Below are 18,273 nucleotides of genomic sequence, written 5' to 3'. Positions count from 1 at the left end.
AGGCTCGATCCGCCGTTCGTCACGTCAGTCCCAGGACGATCCCGATGCGTACCGTCACCTTTCCGCTGCTGGCGGTTCTCGGTCTCTGCGGCGCCAACACCGCCCGGGCCGCCGACCTGGACTACGATTATCTGCGCGGCGCCGAGTACGATCCGGTCCCGGCTTCGGTTCGGGTGATCGACTGGAGCGGCGTGTATGTCGGCGGTCACGGCGGCTACACCTCGGCGACGCTGGGCACCAAGGGTGCGCTGCAGCCCCTGATCTATCGGGACTCGCACGATACGACGGGCGAGTCCGACTTCAGGGCCTCGACCCTCCTCAACCCGTCGTCGAAGCGTGTCGGCGATGTGAGCTTCGGCGCCTTCGCGGGCTACAACGTCCAGTTCGACCAGTTCGTCTTCGGCGTCGAGGCCGATTACACCTATTTCGGCCGGATGGGTGTTTCGAGCGACGGGCTCGGCCGCAGCCAGACCAGTGCCGCCGGCACCTACGAAGTCGTGAGCCTGAACGGGTCCACCGCCACCCGGGTCAACGATTACGGCACGCTGCGCGCGCGGATCGGCTACGCGTTCGAGAACTTCATGCCCTACGTGACCGGCGGCGTGGCGATCGGGCGGGCGCGCATCGCCGATTCGACATCCTACCAGAATTACGGGTTCAACCTGACCGCCTACAACGCCAACTTGGGCGGGACGCCGACCTACGTGAACAATTTCGGCTATACGGCCTTCAACCCCAGCGCGCCCTATAACGGGACACCGTTCACCGCGCTCCAGGCGCAGTCGAAGACCAAGGTCGTCGCCGGCGCGGCGGCGGGGGCCGGCATCGAGTACGCGATCACCCCGAACATCCTGCTCCGCGCCGAATACCAATATGTCCTGTTCAGCGACTTCGACGGGCACAAGGTCAACCTGAACACCGTCCGCGCCGGCGCGGCGATCAAGTTCTGATGCGGCACGGTCCGATATTGCCTGCCGGCGGGAGCCTGTCCATGCGCGTTCGTCGCTGTCTCGCAGTCGCCGCGGCCCTGCTCGCCGCGGGGCCCGTCCTGGCGTCCCCCGCGCCCTGGCCCGGGGACCGGCCCGAGCCGCGCGTCATCCGCCACAGGGGTCTGGTGCGGATCGTCCCGTTCGTCCCGCCGCCCGTGCTGGTGCGGGACTACCTGCCGCGCAACCACAACGTCCCGATGTACAACGCGCCGCCGCGCTCCGCGCCGGCTTGGTGAGGATTCCACCCCATCCGGCCCTGCGCGTCGATCAGGTTCGCGGCCTCCGTGGTTGCCGCCGCGTGTCCCGGTAGAGATCGCCGACCCTGCACGAGCGGCCAGCCGACGGGATCTCCAGCGCGTCGTCGGGACCCGTCAAGGCTTGGACCACCGCACGCTGGACGCGAGGTCGCCGCGGTGCCGCGCCCACATACCGTCCTGGTGCGCGCGCTCCGGCTCAGAGATGCCCGGTATGCGATGCGCCGGCCTCAGCTCTCCAACTCGCTATCCCAGTACAGGTAGTCGAGCCAGGTGTGGTGATACTGCCGGTGGTCGAATTCGGGCTGCCGGTGGTGCAGCTCGTAGCGGGTCGGCCGGCGCGGCTCGGTCATGAGGGGCATGTCCGCCTCGGCCGGGGTCCGGTTGGCCTTGCGCAGGTTGCAGGGCGAGCAGGCCGCCACGACGTTCTCCCAGCTCGACAGGCCGCCCCGGGAGCGCGGCACCACGTGGTCGAAGGTCAGGCCGCCCGTGGGCAGCCGCAGGCCGCAATATTGGCAGCTGAACCCGTCGCGCAGGTAGATGTTGTAGCGGGTGAAGGCCGGGCTGCGGGCGAGGGCCACGTAGTTCTTCAGCGCCACGACGCTGGGCACCCGCAGGGAGCGCGAGGGCGAGCGCGCCTCGACGTCGTAGCTCGCCACCAGGGTGACCCGGTCGAGGAACAGGGCCGTGAAGGCGTCCTTCCAGGACCAGAGGGAGAGCGGATTATAGGAGAGCGGCCGATAATCCGCGTTGAGGACGAGGGTTTGAAGATCCATCATCGGCGCGACTCTTCAGACTGACTCTGACGCGGATAACGCGCGGGACCAGGCCGACGCCGCACGGGCCCGTCCGAACCGGCCCGGGGCCGATGCGGGCCGGGGCGCGGGGCGTCGGCCTGGGGGGAGAGGCGGAGGAACAACAGGGCTGCGGGCCGGCGCGCGGGGGCGCCAGTCGAGGCGGTCAGATCCGGAACGCGGCCGGGCCGGGCCGGCGCGATCACCGGCCATACCCTTCCGCGTGATGACGAAAAGGCCCTGTCCATAGGATGTTCATCTAATCCCAGCGGGACACCCTTGTGAAGCTTTTCCGGCCGGGCCCAGAGACGCACCCACAGGACGCACCCACAGGATGCCGCCCCGGGCGGAGGCCGCGCCGAATCCGGCACGGGATGGGCAGGAGCACGGTTTCGCCCCATTGCTCGCCCAGAGCGCCGGGTCTCCAGGAGGCCCGCCCGGTCCCCTGTCGCCGCCGATTCGCCGATGCCGGAGCCCGACCGCGCGTCCGGCACGCCCGACGAGAGGTCGCCCATGACTCGTGCGCAGATCCATGCGCCAGTGCGCAGCTGGAAGCCGGAGGGCGGCGCGCGCCGGTCGCGCCTCCCCGCCCTGCTCGCCGCGCTGATGCTCGGCCTCCCGGCGGCCGCGCCCCTGTCGGCCTTCGCCCAGGCGCCGGTCCAAGCCCCGGCCCAAGCTCCGGTCCAGGCGCCCGCGCAAAACCATGCCCCGGCCCCGGCCGGCAAACCCGCCGAGAGCAAGCCTGCGGAGACCAAGGCCGCGGAGACCAAGCCTGCGGAGTCCAAGCCCGCCCCGGCGCAGGCCGAGCTCCCCGAGCAGTTCAAGGCGGTGCGGGCCAAGCTCGACGCCGCCAAGGCCGAGCTCGACGCCCGCGAGAAGCAGCTCGGGCATACCGACCTGACGGTGACCGACCTCACCGCCATCCGCGACAGCGCCGCCACGGTCACCGACGAGATCCGCACCCTGGTGACGCGGCTCGACGCGCCCCTCGAGGCCGCCCGCGAGCGGCTGGCCCAGCTCGGGCCGAAGCCCAAGGACACCCAGGAGAGCGCCGACGTCGCCGAGCAGCGCGCCGAGCGCGAGGCCGCCGTCACCCGCATCGACGAGACCCAGCGCCTGGCCCGCTCCCTGGTGGTCCAGGGCGACCAGATCGTCGACCGGGTCTCGAACCGCCGGCGCGAATCCTTCACCCGCGACCTGTTCCAGCGCTCCCAGCCGCTGATCGGCCCGGGCCTCTGGGCCAAGGTGATGGCCGACATCCCCCGGGACACGCGCGCCCTGCAGAGCGCGGTCTCCGATATCGGCCTGCTGTTCTCCCGCAACGGCAGCCTCGCCAACCTGCTGTTCCTGGGGCTCGCCTTCGGGATCTCGATCGCGCTGTATTTCGGGCGGCGCAACATCGCCCCCCGGGGCGCCCGCCGGGATTCCGGCCGGACCGACCCGTCGCGGCGGGCCACGCTGCTCGCCGCCTGGCGGGTGATCCTGCTCGGGACGGTGCCGGCGGTGGCCGGCTCCTACGCGGTCTACTACGCGCTGGACGCCACCAACCTCCTGCCGTCCCGGCTCCTGCCGGTGGCCGCCGCGATCGCCGGGGGGCTCGCCTTCATCGCCTTCGTGGAGGCGCTCTGCGACGGGCTGCTCAGCCCCGAGAAGCCCGCCTGGCGCCCCGCCCCCGTCGGCGACGCCGCGGCCACGCGCCTGACCCGGCTGGCGGTCGGCATCGCCACGGTGATCACCGTGGTGAAGTCCGTGGAGGCGCTCAATTCCGGGATCTCGGCCGCCCTGCCGATCTCCATCGCCACCCGGGGGCTGGGCGCCGTGGCGACCGCCCTGATCCTGGCGGTCGGCCTGCACCGCTTCGCCGACACCGAGCAGGAGGAGGAGGCCTGCTTCGGCCCCTACGTGCCGACCAAGTCGACGACGGGCATCGGCGGGCCGGCCCGCCTCATCGGCTGGGCCGCCGTGGCGGTGATCGGGCTGGGGGCGCTGGTCGGCTACGTCGCCTTCGCGACCTTCCTGATCGACCAGTTGATCTGGGCCGGGGGCGTCCTGGTGCTGCTCTACCTGCTGGTCCAGAGCGTCGACATTTTCGTGGGCCGCGCGCTGAGCGACGAGACCCGGCTCGCCACCGCGCTTCAGGCCAATACCGGCCTGCGCAAGCGCTCGCTGAACCAGATCTCGGTCCTGGCGACCGGCGCCGCCCGGGTCGTCCTGTTCCTCGTGGCCGCGCTCCTGGTGCTGGCGCCCTGGGGGCTCGATTCCACCGACATCGTGTCGTCGGTCCGCCAGGCCTTCTTCGGCTTCAAGGTCGGCGACGTGACGATCTCGCTGTCGAGCATCGCGCTGGGGATCGGCATCCTGGTGCTCGGCGTGTTCATCACCCGCGGGGTGCAGCGCTGGCTGGAGAACACCTACCTGCCGGCCACCGACCTCGATGCCGGCCTGCGCAACTCGATCACCACGGTGGCGGGCTATTGCGGCTTCCTGCTCGCCCTGGCGCTGGCCTTCTCGTATCTGGGCTTGAGCCTCGAAAAACTCACCCTCGTGGCCGGCGCCCTGTCGGTGGGGATCGGGTTCGGCCTGCAATCGATCGTCAACAACTTCGTCTCCGGCCTGCTGCTCCTGTGGGAGCGCCCGATCCGGGTCGGCGACCAGGTGGTGATCGGCGATTCCGAGGGGATCGTGAAGCGGATCTCGGTGCGCTCCACGGAGATCCAGACCTTCGACCGCTCGGCCGTGATCGTGCCGAACTCGAACCTGATCTCCGGGGTGGTCAAGAACCGGGTGCGGGGCGACCGCACCGGCCGGGTGAGCATCACGGTCAGCGTCCTGCGCAACCAGGATCCGGTGCGGGCCGCCGAGATGATCACGGCCTGCGCGCAGGCCCATCCCGACGTGCTGAAGGAGCCGCCGCCCCGGGTGGTGTTCAGGAAGATCGGCGACCCGTTCCTCGAATTCGAGCTGCTCGTCTGGATCGTCGATGTCAGCCTCGGCCTCAAGGTGCAGACCGACCTGAACTTCTCCGTGTTCTCGACCCTGTCGGGGGCGGGGTTCATCCCGCCGCTCGGCCCCGGCGCCAGCATCGTCACCGTGCAGGGCCTCGATACGATGCAGAGCGCCATGGGCGAGATCGCCAGCCGCTTCGGGCTGTCGGCGCCGGCCCCCGAAGCCAAGGCCCCCGAAGCCAAGGCCCCGGAAGCCCAGGCCCCCGAAGCCCCGGCCTCCGCGGAGTCCGCGGCGCCCCCGGTCCAGCCGCAGCGCGACCGCGGCCTGCGCAGCGCGGGGGGGTGAGGCAGCCCATGCGAACCGGCCCGGCCGCACCTATATGCCGACGCATCCGAGCCGGGTGTCGCAGCAGGGACCTCAGAGACGTGGGCGGACGAAACGCGAGACGGGGTCTGCGGCTGGCAGGCACATTCCTGGTTCCGGCCCTGCTCGGCGCCTGCGCCGCCCAGGCGCCGGCCCCGACCGGGCTGCCGAGCATCTACCTGCCGCTGGCGAGCAACAACGCCCATATCGACGTCGATGCGGCCCGCGACATGATCTCGGCCTACCGCCGCAACCGCGGCGCGCCGCCGCTGGCGGTCGATCCGGAGCTGCAGCGGCTGGCGGAGGCCGAGGCCGCCGCGATGGCGCTGGCCGACCGGCCGAGCCAGGCGCAGACCGTCAAGGCCGCGGTCCAGCGGCTCGGCTACGCGGACGTGAACGCCAACCTCTCGGCCGGCTACCACACCCTGGCCGAGGCCTTCTCCGGCTGGCGCGAGAGCGCGCCGCACGATGCCGCGATGGTCGATCCCCGGGCGACCAAGATGGGCATCGCCACCGCCTACGCGCCGGGCTCGAAGTACAAGGTCTATTGGGCGCTGCTCACCGCGCGGTAGGGGCGCGGGGCCCCTACGGCAGCCCCTTCACGTTCGGCACCGGCGGCGCCTCCCTGAGCAGCGTGATGGTCACCCGGCGGTTGGCCGGCATGTAGGGGTTGTCGGGGAACATCGGCTGGGTGTCGGCCTTGCCGGTGACCGAGGCGAACCGGTCGTCCGGGATCCCCGAACGGGCCAGGATCTCCCGGACGCTGACGGCCCGGCCCGACGACAGCTCCCAGGGCGGCGCCGCCGGGCGCTGGCCGGGCCGGTCGGTGGCGGTGAAGCCGGTGACGGCGATGCGGTTCGGCATCTGGCGGAGCGCCGGACCGAGCCGCTCCAGGAGGCGCCGCGTGCGCTCGTTCGGGCGGGTCGAGCCCTCCGGGAACATCGAGCGCCCGTCCTGGTCGACGACCGACACGTCGAGGCCCTGCTCGGTCCGGGCGATGACGATGTTCTTCGACAGTTCGGCGAAGTCCGGCATGCTCTGCAGGGCCTGCCGCAGGGAGGCCGCCGCGAGGCCGAAATTCTCCGGCTCGCCCATGTCGGGCATGCCGAACGCGCTGCTCTTGTCGAGCTGCGGCGGCGTGGTCCGGTCGGTGGCCTCATCCGGGGGAATGTCGCGCCGGAACTTCACGTGGTCGGCGGCCGGCAGGCCCTCCGATTCGATGATGCCGGCGAACTTCGAGTCCTTGTTGACCCCGAAGGCGTCGCGCATGGAGCCCGCCACCAGCTGCATCTTCTTCTGGTCCTGCGTCGAATACGCCGCGACCATCACGAAGAAGCTCATCAGCAGGGCCATCAGGTCCGCGAAGGTCACGAACCAGCCGTGACCGCCATGGGCGCCGCCGCGCTTCCGCCGAGCCATCTCAAGATTTCGCCATCTCAGGCCGCCTGCTCCATCAGCGCGTCGCGATGGTTGTGCGGCAGGTAGGCGACCAGCATCTCGCGCACGAGGGTCGGGCTCTTCTGGTCGCGGATCATCAGGATGCCGTCGATGATCAGCGAGCGGGACACGTCCTCCTCCTCGAGCTTCACGTGCAGCTTGTCGGCGAGCGGCAGGGTGATCAGGTTGGCGATCACGGCGCCGTACAGGGTGGCGAGCAGCGCGGTCGCCATGGCCGGCCCGAGCTTCGAGGGATCGGACATGTTGGCGAACATCGCCACCATGCCGAGGATGGTGCCGATCATGCCCCAGGCCGGGGCGCAGTCGCCGTAGGCCCGGTAGACCTTCGAGCCCTCGTCGAGATGCATCAGGAAGTTGTCGCGGTCCCGCTCCATCGTGTCGCGGATGAACTCGCGGTCGTAGCCGTCGGCGATGTAGCGCGCGCCCTGCGCCAGGAACGGGTCGGAGATCTCCATGTTCTCCAGCGCGATCGGCCCGCTCTTGCGGACCACGTCGGCGATCTTGGTGATCTCCTCGATCAGTTCCTGGGGCTTCACCGAGCGCATCATGAAGGCGAAGCGCAGGCCCATGGGCAGGCCGTGCATGATCACCGAGAACGGGAAGCGGATCATCGTGGCCGCGGTGGCGCCGCCGAACACCACGACCAGGGCGTGCTCGGACAGGTAGGCGCCGAAATGGCCGCCATCGAGCATGATCAGCCCGATCACGACGCCGAGGCCCGAGAGCAGGCCGAGTGCGGTGGCGAGATCCATGAGGCGGGTGCCCGATGCCGAATCGTTCAGGGAACCCGGGGGCCGCAAACGGCTGGGTAGCCCACAGGGTTAGGAAACCCGGCTGAACGAACGGTAAAGACGCCCGTTTCCGGCCTGTGTCGGCCCGTCATCGCCCGTTCAGGCGGAGTCTGGCATAGCCCTGTCGTATGAGGGGTTTGCGGGGAATCGGCGAGGGCGCCGGCCGCGCCGGCCCCTGAGGTCGAGGCGCAGGACCCGGGTCACACGGGCCGCGCCAGGGGTGGCGGAGCGGTCGTGATGGTTCGTCTGTACGGGCGGGTCCTGGGTTTCCTGAAGGCGGAGCGGCGGCTGGCCATCGGCTTGGCGCTGACCAACGTCGTGCTAGCGGTGGCGGCCTTCGCCGAGCCCCTGCTGATGGGCCGGATCATCGACCAACTCACCCATCTCAAGCGCGGCGGCGACGCCATGACCACCATGCTGCCCCTGCTGGCGGCCTGGGTGGCGTTCGGCTTCTTCACCATCGCGGCGGGCGTGTTCATCGCGCTTCACGCCGATCGGCTGGCCCACCGCAACCGCCTGTCGTCGATGGCGAGCTACTTCGAGCACGTCCTCGACCTGCCGCTCGCCTTCCACTCGGCCAACCATTCCGGCCGCGTCCTGAAGGCGATGCTGGAGGGCACCAACGGCATGGCCTGGCTGTGGCTCGGCTTCTTCCGGGACCACCTCGTCGCCCTGGTCTCGCTGGTCGTGCTCCTGCCGATGACCCTGTTCATCAACTGGCAGCTCGGCTCGATCCTGGTGGTGCTGGTGCTCGCCTTCACGGTTCTGACCACCTTCGTGATGCGCCGGACCGAGGCGCTCCAGGGCCAGGTCGAGGAATTCAATTCGGGGCTGGCCGCCCACGCGTCCGACGCCCTCGGCAACGTCGCGGTGATCCAGTCCTTCACCCGCGCCAAGGCCGAGAAGGACGCGATGCGCGGCATCATCACCAACCTGCTCGCCGCGCAGATCCCGGTCCTGTCCTGGTGGGCGCTGGCCAACGTGGCGACCCGGGCCTCGGCGACCATCACCATGACGGCGATCTTCGTCACCGGCATCTGGCTCTACCAGGCCGGCACCACCACGGTGGGCGAGGTCGTGGCCTTCATGAGCCTGGCCACCGCCTTCGTGGCGCGGCTCGACCACGTGGTCGGCTTCGTCAACGGCCTGTTCCAGCAGGCGCCCAAGATCGCCGAGTTCTTCGAGATCTACGACACCGTGCCGTCGGTGGCCGACCGGCCGCACGCCCGTCAGGTCGCGCGGTTCGAAGGCGAGGTCACCTTCGAGGATGTCGCCTTCTCGTATGATGGCCGGCGCAAGGCGCTGGACGGTGTCTCGTTCTCGGCCCGTCCGGGCGAGACGATCGCCCTGGTCGGCACCACCGGCTCGGGCAAGTCCACGACGCTGGGCCTCCTGCACCGCAGCTTCGACCCGGCCTCCGGGTCGATCCGGATCGACGACATCGACGTGCGCGACATCGGCCTCTCCTCGCTGCGCCACAACATCGGCGTGGTGTTCCAGGAGCCGATGCTGTTCGCCCGCTCGATCCGCGAGAACCTCCAGGTCGGCCGCCCCGACGCCACCGATGCCGAGATGCTCGACGCCCTGGAGCGGGCCCAGGCCGGCGCCTTCATGGCGCGCCAGCCGGACGGTCTCGACACGGTGATCGGCGAGCGCGGCCGGTCCCTGTCGGGGGGCGAGCGCCAGCGGCTCTCGATCGCCCGGGCGCTCCTGAAGAACCCGCCGATCCTGATCCTCGACGAGGCGACCTCGGCGCTCGACGCCGCCACCGAGCGCAAGCTCCAGGGCGCCCTCGAAGCCGTCATGGAGGGGCGGACCACCTTCGTGATCGCCCACCGGCTCGCCACGATCCGCGACGCCGACCGCATCCTGGTCTTCCACGAGGGCCGGATCGTCGAGGCCGGCACCTTCGACGCGCTGGTCGCCCAGAACGGCCGCTTCGCCGAACTCGCCCGGGCCCAGTTCATGGCGGCCGAGGCCGACGACGAGGGGCTGGCGCTGGCGGCGTGAGGGGCTGCCGAGCGCATCCCACACGGTTCGGGAGGATGCGCGGGCCTCTGCGGGGGCGGGGACCCTGGAGAGCCCCCGTCAGCCGACCGCATCCTCCACCAGGATCTCGCGCTTGCCGGCGTGGTTGGCCGGGCCGACGATCCCCTCGACCTCCATCCGCTCCATGAGCGAGGCGGCGCGGTTGTAGCCGATCTGCAGGCGGCGCTGGATGTAGCTGGTCGACGCCTTCTGGTCGCGCAGGACCACCTGCACGGCCTGCTCGTAGAGGTCGCCGCCGGCCTCGCCGAAGGAGCCCTGGTCGAACACCGCGCCGTCGAGTTCCAGTTCCGCCGCGCCGGCCTTGCCCTTCCCGCCCTTCTCGGGCGCGCCCTCCTCGTCGTCCGCCGTGACGGCGTCGAGGTAGCTGGGGCGGCCCTGGCGCTTGAGATGGGCGACCACGGTCTCGACCTCGCTGTCCGAGCAGAACGGCCCGTGCACCCGGGTCGTGCGCCCGCCCCCGGCCATGAACAGCATGTCGCCCTGACCGAGCAGCTGCTCGGCGCCCATCTCGCCCAGGATCGTGCGCGAGTCGATCTTGCTGGTCACCTGGAAGCTGATCCGGGTCGGGAAGTTGGCCTTGATCGTGCCGGTGATCACGTCCACCGACGGGCGCTGTGTCGCCATGATCAGGTGGATGCCGGCCGCCCGGGCCATCTGGGCGAGCCGCTGGATCGCCCCCTCGATGTCCTTGCCGGCCACCATCATCAGGTCGGCCATCTCGTCGACCACGATCACGATGTAGGGGAGGGGGGCGAGGTCCATGGCCTCGTCCTCGTAGACCGCCTCGCCGGTGTGCCGGTCGAAGCCGGTCTGCACGGTCCGGGTCAGCACCTCGCCGCGGGCGGCGGCCTCGGCGACCCGGGCGTTGTAGCCGTCGATGTTGCGCACCGCGATCTTGGCCATCTTCTTGTAGCGCTCCTCCATCTCGCGCACGGCCCATTTGAGGGCGATCACCGCCTTCTTGGGGTCGGTGACCACGGGGGAGAGCAGGTGCGGGATGCCGTCATAGACCGACAGTTCCAGCATCTTCGGATCGACCATGATCAGGCGGCATTCTTCCGGCTTCAGCCGGTAGAGCAGGCTGAGGATCATGGTGTTGATCGCCACCGACTTGCCCGAGCCGGTGGTGCCGGCGACCAGCAGGTGCGGCATGCGCGCGAGGTCGGCGATGATCGGCTCACCGCCGATGTTCTTGCCCAGGCACAGGGCCAGCTTGTGCTTGCTCTCGACGAAGTCCGTGGAGGCCAGGAGCTCGCGCAGATACACGGTCTCGCGCTTCGCGTTCGGCAGTTCGATGCCGATGGCATTGCGGCCGGGCACCACGGCGACGCGGGCCGAGACCGCCGACATCGACCGGGCGATGTCGTCGGCGAGCGCGATCACGCGGCTCGATTTGGTGCCGGGGGCGGGCTCGAGCTCGTACAGGGTCACGACCGGACCGGGCCGTACCGCCAGGATGTCGCCGCGCACGCCGAAATCGCCGAGCGTCGCTTCGAGCATCGTGGCGTTCTGCTCCAGGGCGTCCGCCGAGACCAGGCTCGCCTGGGACGGCCCGCGGGGGGCCGCGAGCAGGTCGAGGGCCGGCAGGGCGTAATCCTCGGGGCGGATCGGGGCCGCCGGCGTCCGGCGGGCGGCCACGGGCGCGGCGGCCGGCGGGGCGACCCGGGACGCGGCCGGCTCGGGCTGCGCCGGCAGGGACCGCGGCGCCGGGGCGCGCGGGGGCAGGGGGGACTCGGGGACCTCGAATCCCTCGGCCGCGTCCTGCGGCATCCCCGGATGGGCGGGGGCGTCCTGGTCCGGGGCCTCGTCCTGCAGGTCGAAGACGGGCTCGCGCCGGCCCGGGCCCGGCTGGGCGCCCTCGGGCAGATGGTCGGCCCAGGGCAGGTCCGCATCCGTGAAGGCGCGCCGGGCCGCCAGGGCCGGCGAGGCGCCGTCGAAGGGCTCGGCCCGGCCCGACCGCCAGGAGGCCAGCCGGTCGGCCGCCGCGAGGCGGAGCCGCATCAGGCCCTGCGCCAGGGCGCCGACGCCCACGAGGCCCAGGCCCGGCTCGTCGGCATCCTCGCGCTCGTCGCGGCCGGACGCGTGCCCCCGCATCGGCGGGCGCCGGGCGGGATAGGGCTCGTCGTAGGCCGCCTCCTCCTCGACGGCGCCGAACCGGCAGGCCCCGGTGAGGCTGAGGATCGCCACGGCGGCGTAGACGAACCCAACCAGGTGGGCGGCGGCCGACGAGACCGCCCCGACGATCACCCGCGCCAGGGACAGGAGCCCGTCGCCGGCGACGCCGCCGAGCCCGGTGGGCAGCGGCCAGCGCGCCGTGGGCGGCAGGGCGCTCGCCACCGCGCTCGCCGCGCAGAAGCCGATGATCCAGAGGGCGATGCGCAGGCCGCCCTCGGGCAGGTCGCGCTCGCGCATCAGCCGCACCCCCCAGAGGGCCGGGGGCAGCACGAAGGCCAGGGATCCGAGCCCGAGGATCTGCATGGCGAGGTCGGCCACCACGGCGCCCGGCTGGCCGAGCACGTTGTGGGCCGGATGGTCGGTGGCGTGGTTCAGGCTCGGGTCGTCGATCGACCATGTGGCCAGGGCCACGGTCAGCGCCACGGCGCCGGTAAACAGCACGAACCCGCCGAGTTCCGTCAGGCGCTTGCCCAGGAACGGGCGGACGCTGTCGACGAAGGTGTCGTAGGGCGATGCGGGACGGCGAAGCGAGCGCATGCGGGACCGGACGCAGAACGGGGACTCTCGCCCGAGGCTAGGCATGGCGCCCTTAACGAGCCGCTAAGGTTGAGGAAGGCTCACCGCCGCCCGGCCGCTCCGCTCGGGGTCCCGCTCGGGAGGGTGCAAAATCCGCTCCGCTGTGGCACAGGACCGGCCATGAATATCGACGGCCAGCCCTACCGCACGATCTTCCCGGACCCGGACGGCGTCAGCGTCCAGGTGATCGACCAGACCCGCCTGCCCTTCGCCTTCGTGCTGACGCGTCTCGCCACGCTGGAGGACGCCGCCCTGGCGATCCGCACCATGATCGTGCGCGGGGCGCCGCTGATCGGCGTCACCGCGGCCTACGGGCTGGCGCTGGCCATGCGGGCGGATCCGTCGACGGCGGGGATCGACCGGGCGGTGGCCACCCTCGCCGCGACGCGGCCCACGGCGATCAACCTGCGCTGGGCGCTGGACCGGGTCGCCGCCAACCTGCGGCAGGTCCAGCCGGAGGAGCGCTTCGCCCGCGCCTACGCGGAGGCCGGCCGCATCGCCGAGGAGGACGTGGCGAGCTGCCGCGCCATCGGCGTCCATGGCGGCCGGATCATCGCCGACCGGCACGCCGCGACCGGGCGGCCGGTCACGGTGCTGACCCATTGCAACGCCGGGTGGCTCGCCACGGTGGATTGGGGCACGGCGCTGGCGCCGATCTACGCCGCCCACGCGCAGGGCGTGCCGGTGCATGTCCTGGTCGACGAGACCCGCCCGCGCAACCAGGGCGCGGCGCTCACCGCCTTCGAACTCCACGGCCACGGCGTGCCCCACACGGTGATCGCCGACAATGCCGGCGGGCACCTGATGCAGCACGGGACGGTCGACCTGTGCATCGTCGGCTCGGACCGGACCACGGCGCGCGGGGACGTGTGCAACAAGATCGGCACCTACCTGAAAGCGCTGGCGGCCCACGACAACCGCGTGCCGTTCTACGCGGCACTGCCGTTCTCGACCATCGACTGGACGCTGGACGACGGCGTGCGCGAGATCCCGATCGAGGAGCGCGACGGCCGCGAGGTCACCCACATGACCGGGCGGCTCGCCGACGGCGGCTTCGCCACGATCGAGGTGGTCTCCCCCGGCAGCCCGGTGGCCAACCCCGCCTTCGACGTGACCCCGGCCCGGCTGGTGACCGGCATCATCACCGAGCGCGGTGTCTGCACGGCGAGCGCCGAGGGGCTGTACGGGCTCTATCCGGAGCGCCGGACCGCGGCGTGAGGGCGCGCCGGGGAGCCCCTGCGCGAACCGGGCGAACGGTGGTCACCGGCTTTCGGACACGGACGCTGCGCGCCTGACGAGGACGGCCTGAACGCGATCGGCTGGACCGGGATCGGGTCCGAGACGGGTCGTTTGCGGTCGGTCCGCTGGCGGTCGTAAACGGTTCGACGCGGACACTGCGGATGTCCGGCCGAGGAGCATCGCATGCCGAACGAGCAAGTCAGGATCCGGACGCGCGATGGTGATTGCCCTTCGCACGTCGCGATCCCTGCGAGCGGCGGACCATGGCCCGCGGTGATTTTCTACATGGACGCCGGTGGTATCAGGCCGGCGATGCTCGACATGGCACAGCAGCTCGCTGACGCTGGCTACATCGTTCTGCTGCCGGATCTCTTCTACCGGTACGGACCCTACGGGCCATTCGTGCCCAAGGCGGTGTTCGCGGGTGACTTTCGCGCAATCCTTGGACCGCTGATGGCCACAACCAGCCCCTTGAAGGCCGCTGAGGATGCGGAGGCCATGCTCGCTTACCTCGACACGCGTGATGACGTCGGCGGTGGCAAGGTCGGGGTGGTGGGCTTCTGCATGGGCGGCGGCATGGCTCTGGCTACAGCGGGAACCTACCCCGAGCGGTTCGCGGCGGCCGCAAGCTTTCACGGGGGCAATCTCGCGACCGATGCGCCCACGAGCCCCCACCTATTCGCGCCGAAGCTGAAGGCGGAGGTCTACATTGGCGCGGCGGAGAACGATGGCAGCTATCCGCCTGCGATGGCTGAGCGCCTTGAGAGATCTCTGACGGAGGCCGGCGTGCGCTATACATCGCAAACGTATGCGGCCGCGCACGGTTGGATGATGCCGGACTTTCCTGTCTACGATCACGCCGCCGCCGAGCGGGGCTGGAGTGAAATGCTCGCGCTCTTCGGCCGGACCCTGCAGGTCGGCGCGTGATGACGCGGGCACTGATCCAGCGTCCGCTAACGGACAGGCCGTGAAATAGCCTGAACGGCGACGCCGGGTCGAAACCAGCCGCCTCACGCGCGCACTGATCGAGTCCACGCCCCTAGCGCAGCGTCCCGGGTCCGATATCCGGCGCAGTCGGCTGGACGCTGTGGATCGCCGCCAGCATCTCGTCGATCGCCGATCCGGTCTCCACCGGCTGCACGCTGGCCGTCTGGTCCGTCTGCAGGCGCGGCAGGCGCCGGACATGGGCCCGCACGCCCTTGAGCAGCCGCGGCAGGTCGGCGCACAGGACCTCGCCGGCGGCCTTGGCCATCGCGTACTCGGTGAGACCGGCCGGCCGCGCCGCGACGGCGACGCTCGACGGGTAGAACACGTCGATGGCGTGCGGCCCGGCATCGCGCAGGGCGGCGCAGGTCTCGTAGAAGGCGTGGACGTAGAACGCCGTCATCGTGTCGAGCAGGGCGGCGTCGAGCGCCCTGCCGCGCTTGCCGAAGATGGACGGCGTCGCGAAATAGTAGAGCTGGTCGAAGACCCGGCCCGCGGGCAAGTGTCCGGCGATGGGCCGCTGCCGCACGTCGAGCCTGAGAACCTCGCAGCGGCCGCCGGCCGCGCGGATCTCCTCGGCGACGCGGCCGGCCTCGCCATCGCCGACCGCGTAGGTGATCGTCACGGCGGCCCCGCCGAGCGCCAGCAGCTTCGCGGTCAGTTCCCCGAGGCCGCGCGAACCGCCGACCACCAGGGCCCGGCGCCCGGCGAACGACTCCGGCTGGACGCGCCCGCGCAGGGCGTCGATGCCGGGCTGAGCCGTCGGCGGCGGGCGCCGGAACGCGTCGACCTGCCCGCTCAGGCCGGTGCCGTCCACCCGCAGGCTGACGAGGTTGAAGCGCGCGTCGTCGCGCAGCACGGAAAACCGCATCTCGGCGCCGACCGCCGCCCCCGCCCTGCGGGCCACCGAGAAGCCGCGGAAGATCGAGTGCAGGCCCGGGCAGACCATCCCGACGAGCTTCGACAGCCCGGCGAGGTCGACCAGGGTGGCGAGGCCGAGCGCGGCCGCGGCGCGGGGGAACGCCGCCGCGACCTCGGCCCCGCGCGGCTCCAGGGCCAATGTCCGCGCGTCGGACGAAGCGGGCGGCGGCGGCCGGTCGGCTGCGGGCAGGAGGCCGATGCGGGTGACCGCGACATCGTCGACGACGATCTCCAGATGCGTGCCCTCGGCGCCCCGTCGGCCGCGCCGGAGCCGGCACAGGTCGCCAACATAGATCATCCGGTCGAACTGCACCGTCAGGGCCTCGGCCCCGGTCGGCAGTTCGGCGGCGGCCTCGATCGCCCACAGCACCGCATGGATTCCATGCACCACCGGCCGCCCGGCCTGCAGGCGCCGCGCCGCCTGGGCGTCCATGTGCATCGGGTTGTGGTCGCCCGACATCGCCGCGAAGGCGCGCTGGTCGTCGGGGGTGAAGCGGCGCTCGGCCAGGCTGTCCAAGGCGGCCCCTCAGCTCTGTGCGACCTTGGCCTGGGTCTTGGCTTGAGTCTTCGCCTGGGTTTTGGCCTGGATCAGGTCGGCGAGGGCGCCGACGCGCGTCAGCCTCTCGATCTCGGCGCTCGACATCCGGATGCCGAAATGCTCCTCGGCCGCCAGGAGGATGTTGATGTGGCTCGCGGAATCCCACCCCTCGACGTCGTCGGCGGTGGTCTCGGGGTGCAGCTCGATCCCGTCGTCGGCCAGGACGTCCCGGAAGATCTGCGTCAGCCCGGCATAGATGGCGTCCTGGGTCATCGGATGGTCTCCACAATCGTCAGGGGAAGCTCGGGCCGCCCGGGACCCGGCAGGTCGAGGCGCCAGCGCGTCGCGCCGCCCTCCCCGACGCCGTCCGGCATGAACCCGAGCTGCCGGTAATGGTCGGCGACCATCCCGTTCTTCGGGGTCGGCCGGTACGTGCCGACGAGGGCCCGGGCCCCCAGGCGGGCGGCCTCGGCGGCGAGCACGTCCAGCGTCGCCTCCTCGACCCGGCGCTTCAGGACCCGGCAGCTCATCAGCCAGGTGTCGATCACGAGGTCGGTGCCGCGCCGGAGACCGATGACGACCGCGATGAGGCCGTTGTCGCCGAAGCGGTCCCGGAGGCGCAGGTGCAGCCCGACCGCGCCCGGATCGGCCATGAGCGCGCGGATCTCGTCCTCGGCGTAGCGCGTCGTCGTCAGGTTGAACTGGTTGGTCTTGTTGATCAGCTGCACGATCCGCGGCAGGTTGGTCGCGTCGAACCGCGACCAGTCCAGGACCATCTGCAGGCCCGGAGATACGATCCCAGGTCGGTCGCGCCCGCGAGGGCGGCGTCCCGTTCCGCGTTCTGCCGGTACTGCGTGGCGCGGTTGCGATCGTCGGCGGTGAGGACGACCCCCTCGAAATAGCCCGCCTCCGCCAAGCTCTGCGGGACCAGCGCGGGATCCTCCGGCAGCTCCGGGACCGCGACCATCGGCAGCTCGGTCCGGACGAGGTCGCGCTCGAACGGGTTGTCGTCGACGAAGACGAGGCTGTCGAGGCCGATATTGAGCTGCCGGGCGATCGCCCGGAGGTTGGTGGCCTTGTCGTCCCAATTGGCGACGAAGCAGGCGATGTCCTTCGACCGCAGGAGCATGTCGGGGTGGCTCTCGAACGGCGCGCGGGCGTTGGCCGGGTCGTTCTTGGAGCAGACCGCCAGCAGGATGCCGCGCCGGGCCTGATCGAGCCCGAACTGCTGGACGGCCAGGAAGGCCTCGCCCTGGGCGTCGCCGTGGCCGAGGACGATGCCGTCGAGGCCGTCATCCCCGATCACGCCGCCCCAGAGGGTGTTGTCGAGGTCGAACACCAGGCCCTTGGCCGTCAGGCCCTGCCGGGCGGCCAGGACCCGGGCCACCAGCTCGCCGTAGAGCGGCGACACCGTCGGCGAGACCTCCTGCTTGGCGCGGTGCCACAGCACGGGGTTGTGCCAGGCGCCGATCCCGTGCCGTGCGGCGGCATCGTCGACGGCGACCAGGTCGACCCCGGCGGCGTCGGCACGCGCGCGGAGCCCCGCGTTCAGGCGCGCGACGAACCGGTGCCGGGAGCCGGGCATGCGGTGCTCGTTGCTGCCGAACAGGGCCGGAAAGACCGGCAGCACCGTCTGCTGCAGGACCCGGCAGCCGAGCCGCTCCTGCGCCGCCGTCCAGCAGCCCGCCAGCCGGTCCGCCAGCCGGTCGACGGCCGCGTCGGCTTCCTGGAGGTCGGCCAGGTCCCGCGCGCCCTGGGTGAGGTGGTGGGCGTCGAGGGCGAACAGGACGGTGTCGGCCCCGAACGCGCGCAGCTCCGGGCCCGGCGCTTCGAGTTCCTGCAGGTACTGGCCGTAGCCGGGCTCGTGCAGCGCCAGCCAGATGCCGCGGCGCAGGGCCGCGACCCGGAGGGCCGCGAACAGATGCGTCTGCGTCGCCGAGCCGAGCACGGCGAGGCGCACCGGCTTCGTCGTCAGGTGCGCGGGCGGCCCGTCGGGGAAGCGCCGGGACAGGCCGGCCTGGACGCGGGTGGTCTGCACGAAGTCGAGATTCGTCCGGGCCAGGGCGGTGAGGCTCGCCCAGGCGCCGGCCGGATCCGGATCGGCCAGGGCCCCCGCGAGGCGCTCGCGCCAGTCGTCGGGCGGCGCGGGGAGCCACGGGAGGCCGGGCGCCTTCGGGAGGTCCGGAGATGTCACGC

15 protein-coding genes are annotated in these 18,273 nt (G+C 71.5%); 7 read left to right on the top strand and 8 right to left on the bottom strand.

The window, feature by feature from the left end; translation table 11 throughout:
• The first annotated feature begins 44 nt into the window (after nucleotides 1-44).
• The gene (locus AC3IF3_RS10280) at nucleotides 45-950 is read left to right on the top strand and encodes an outer membrane protein (RefSeq protein ID WP_243973097.1); all 906 of its coding nucleotides are present in this window, start codon (nucleotides 45-47) and stop codon (nucleotides 948-950) included.
• Nucleotides 951-991: 41 nt separating this feature from the next.
• The gene (locus tag AC3IF3_RS10275; protein ID WP_243973098.1) at nucleotides 992-1,225 is read left to right on the top strand and encodes a hypothetical protein; all 234 of its coding nucleotides are present in this window, start codon (nucleotides 992-994) and stop codon (nucleotides 1,223-1,225) included.
• A 248-nt stretch (nucleotides 1,226-1,473) separates the two neighbouring features.
• Here AC3IF3_RS10275 and AC3IF3_RS10270 read toward each other — a convergent pair whose 3' ends face one another.
• Nucleotides 1,474-2,022 carry an HNH endonuclease gene (locus AC3IF3_RS10270; protein WP_489228615.1) on the bottom strand — a complete coding sequence of 183 codons (549 nt, stop codon included), beginning with the start codon at nucleotides 2,020-2,022 and terminating at the stop codon, nucleotides 1,474-1,476.
• A 528-nt stretch (nucleotides 2,023-2,550) separates the two neighbouring features.
• On the opposite strand from AC3IF3_RS10270, the gene AC3IF3_RS10265 reads away from it, so the two are divergent.
• Entirely contained in the window at nucleotides 2,551-5,328 is a 2,778-nt protein-coding gene (locus tag AC3IF3_RS10265; protein WP_489228614.1) for a DUF3772 domain-containing protein, read from the top strand.
• An 80-nt stretch (nucleotides 5,329-5,408) separates the two neighbouring features.
• The gene (locus AC3IF3_RS10260; RefSeq protein WP_489215679.1) at nucleotides 5,409-5,918 is read left to right on the top strand and encodes a CAP domain-containing protein; all 510 of its coding nucleotides are present in this window, start codon (nucleotides 5,409-5,411) and stop codon (nucleotides 5,916-5,918) included.
• Between the two features lie 13 nt (nucleotides 5,919-5,931).
• Here the strand turns inward: AC3IF3_RS10260 and AC3IF3_RS10255 are convergent, their stop codons facing one another.
• Nucleotides 5,932-6,765 (bottom strand): OmpA/MotB family protein, encoded by an 834-nt coding sequence (locus AC3IF3_RS10255; protein WP_243973112.1) that lies wholly within the window; start codon nucleotides 6,763-6,765, stop codon nucleotides 5,932-5,934.
• A gap of 17 nt (nucleotides 6,766-6,782) precedes the next feature.
• Nucleotides 6,783-7,556 (bottom strand): motility protein A, encoded by a 774-nt coding sequence (locus AC3IF3_RS10250; RefSeq protein WP_243973114.1) that lies wholly within the window; start codon nucleotides 7,554-7,556, stop codon nucleotides 6,783-6,785.
• A gap of 276 nt (nucleotides 7,557-7,832) precedes the next feature.
• Here AC3IF3_RS10250 and AC3IF3_RS10245 point away from each other — a divergent pair, with 276 nt between their 5' ends.
• Nucleotides 7,833-9,605: a glucan ABC transporter ATP-binding protein/ permease gene (locus AC3IF3_RS10245; RefSeq protein WP_489228613.1), complete on the top strand. Its 1,773-nt coding sequence runs from the start codon at nucleotides 7,833-7,835 to the stop codon at nucleotides 9,603-9,605.
• 78 nt (nucleotides 9,606-9,683) lie between these two features.
• On the opposite strand, the gene AC3IF3_RS10240 is transcribed toward AC3IF3_RS10245, so the two are convergent.
• Nucleotides 9,684-12,356 carry a DNA translocase FtsK gene (locus AC3IF3_RS10240; RefSeq protein ID WP_489228611.1) on the bottom strand — a complete coding sequence of 891 codons (2,673 nt, stop codon included), beginning with the start codon at nucleotides 12,354-12,356 and terminating at the stop codon, nucleotides 9,684-9,686.
• Nucleotides 12,357-12,515: 159 nt separating this feature from the next.
• Between AC3IF3_RS10240 and mtnA the strand changes: the two genes are divergently transcribed.
• Together mtnA and AC3IF3_RS10230 are read left to right on the top strand one after the other, a co-directional pair.
• Complete coding sequence (mtnA, locus tag AC3IF3_RS10235) at nucleotides 12,516-13,613, top strand: S-methyl-5-thioribose-1-phosphate isomerase (protein ID WP_243967184.1); 1,098 nt, start codon at nucleotides 12,516-12,518, stop codon at nucleotides 13,611-13,613.
• Nucleotides 13,614-13,817: 204 nt separating this feature from the next.
• Nucleotides 13,818-14,561, top strand: coding sequence for a dienelactone hydrolase family protein (locus AC3IF3_RS10230; protein WP_489228610.1), 744 nt, complete (start codon nucleotides 13,818-13,820; stop codon nucleotides 14,559-14,561).
• A 112-nt stretch (nucleotides 14,562-14,673) separates the two neighbouring features.
• On the opposite strand, the gene AC3IF3_RS10225 is transcribed toward AC3IF3_RS10230, so the two are convergent.
• The 4 genes from AC3IF3_RS10225 to AC3IF3_RS10210 are packed head-to-tail and all read right to left on the bottom strand — an operon-like array spanning nucleotide 14,674 to nucleotide 18,271.
• Nucleotides 14,674-16,056: an SDR family NAD(P)-dependent oxidoreductase gene (locus AC3IF3_RS10225; RefSeq protein ID WP_489228608.1), complete on the bottom strand. Its 1,383-nt coding sequence runs from the start codon at nucleotides 16,054-16,056 to the stop codon at nucleotides 14,674-14,676.
• 9 nt (nucleotides 16,057-16,065) lie between these two features.
• Nucleotides 16,066-16,350: an acyl carrier protein gene (locus tag AC3IF3_RS10220; protein ID WP_489215669.1), complete on the bottom strand. Its 285-nt coding sequence runs from the start codon at nucleotides 16,348-16,350 to the stop codon at nucleotides 16,066-16,068.
• Nucleotides 16,347-16,853, bottom strand: coding sequence for a hypothetical protein (locus tag AC3IF3_RS10215; protein ID WP_489228606.1), 507 nt, complete (start codon nucleotides 16,851-16,853; stop codon nucleotides 16,347-16,349). Before AC3IF3_RS10215 ends, AC3IF3_RS10220 begins: the two co-directional genes overlap by 4 nt.
• Nucleotides 16,796-18,271, bottom strand: coding sequence for an HAD-IIIC family phosphatase (locus AC3IF3_RS10210; RefSeq protein ID WP_489228604.1), 1,476 nt, complete (start codon nucleotides 18,269-18,271; stop codon nucleotides 16,796-16,798). The genes AC3IF3_RS10215 and AC3IF3_RS10210 overlap by 58 nt, the downstream gene beginning before the upstream one ends.
• Between the last annotated feature and the right edge of the window lie 2 nt (nucleotides 18,272-18,273).

It is taken from the genome of Methylobacterium sp. J-118, assembly GCF_057836565.1.
The sequence above is the reverse complement of the archived record's forward strand: the minus strand, read 5'-3'. Positions and strand labels throughout refer to the sequence as shown.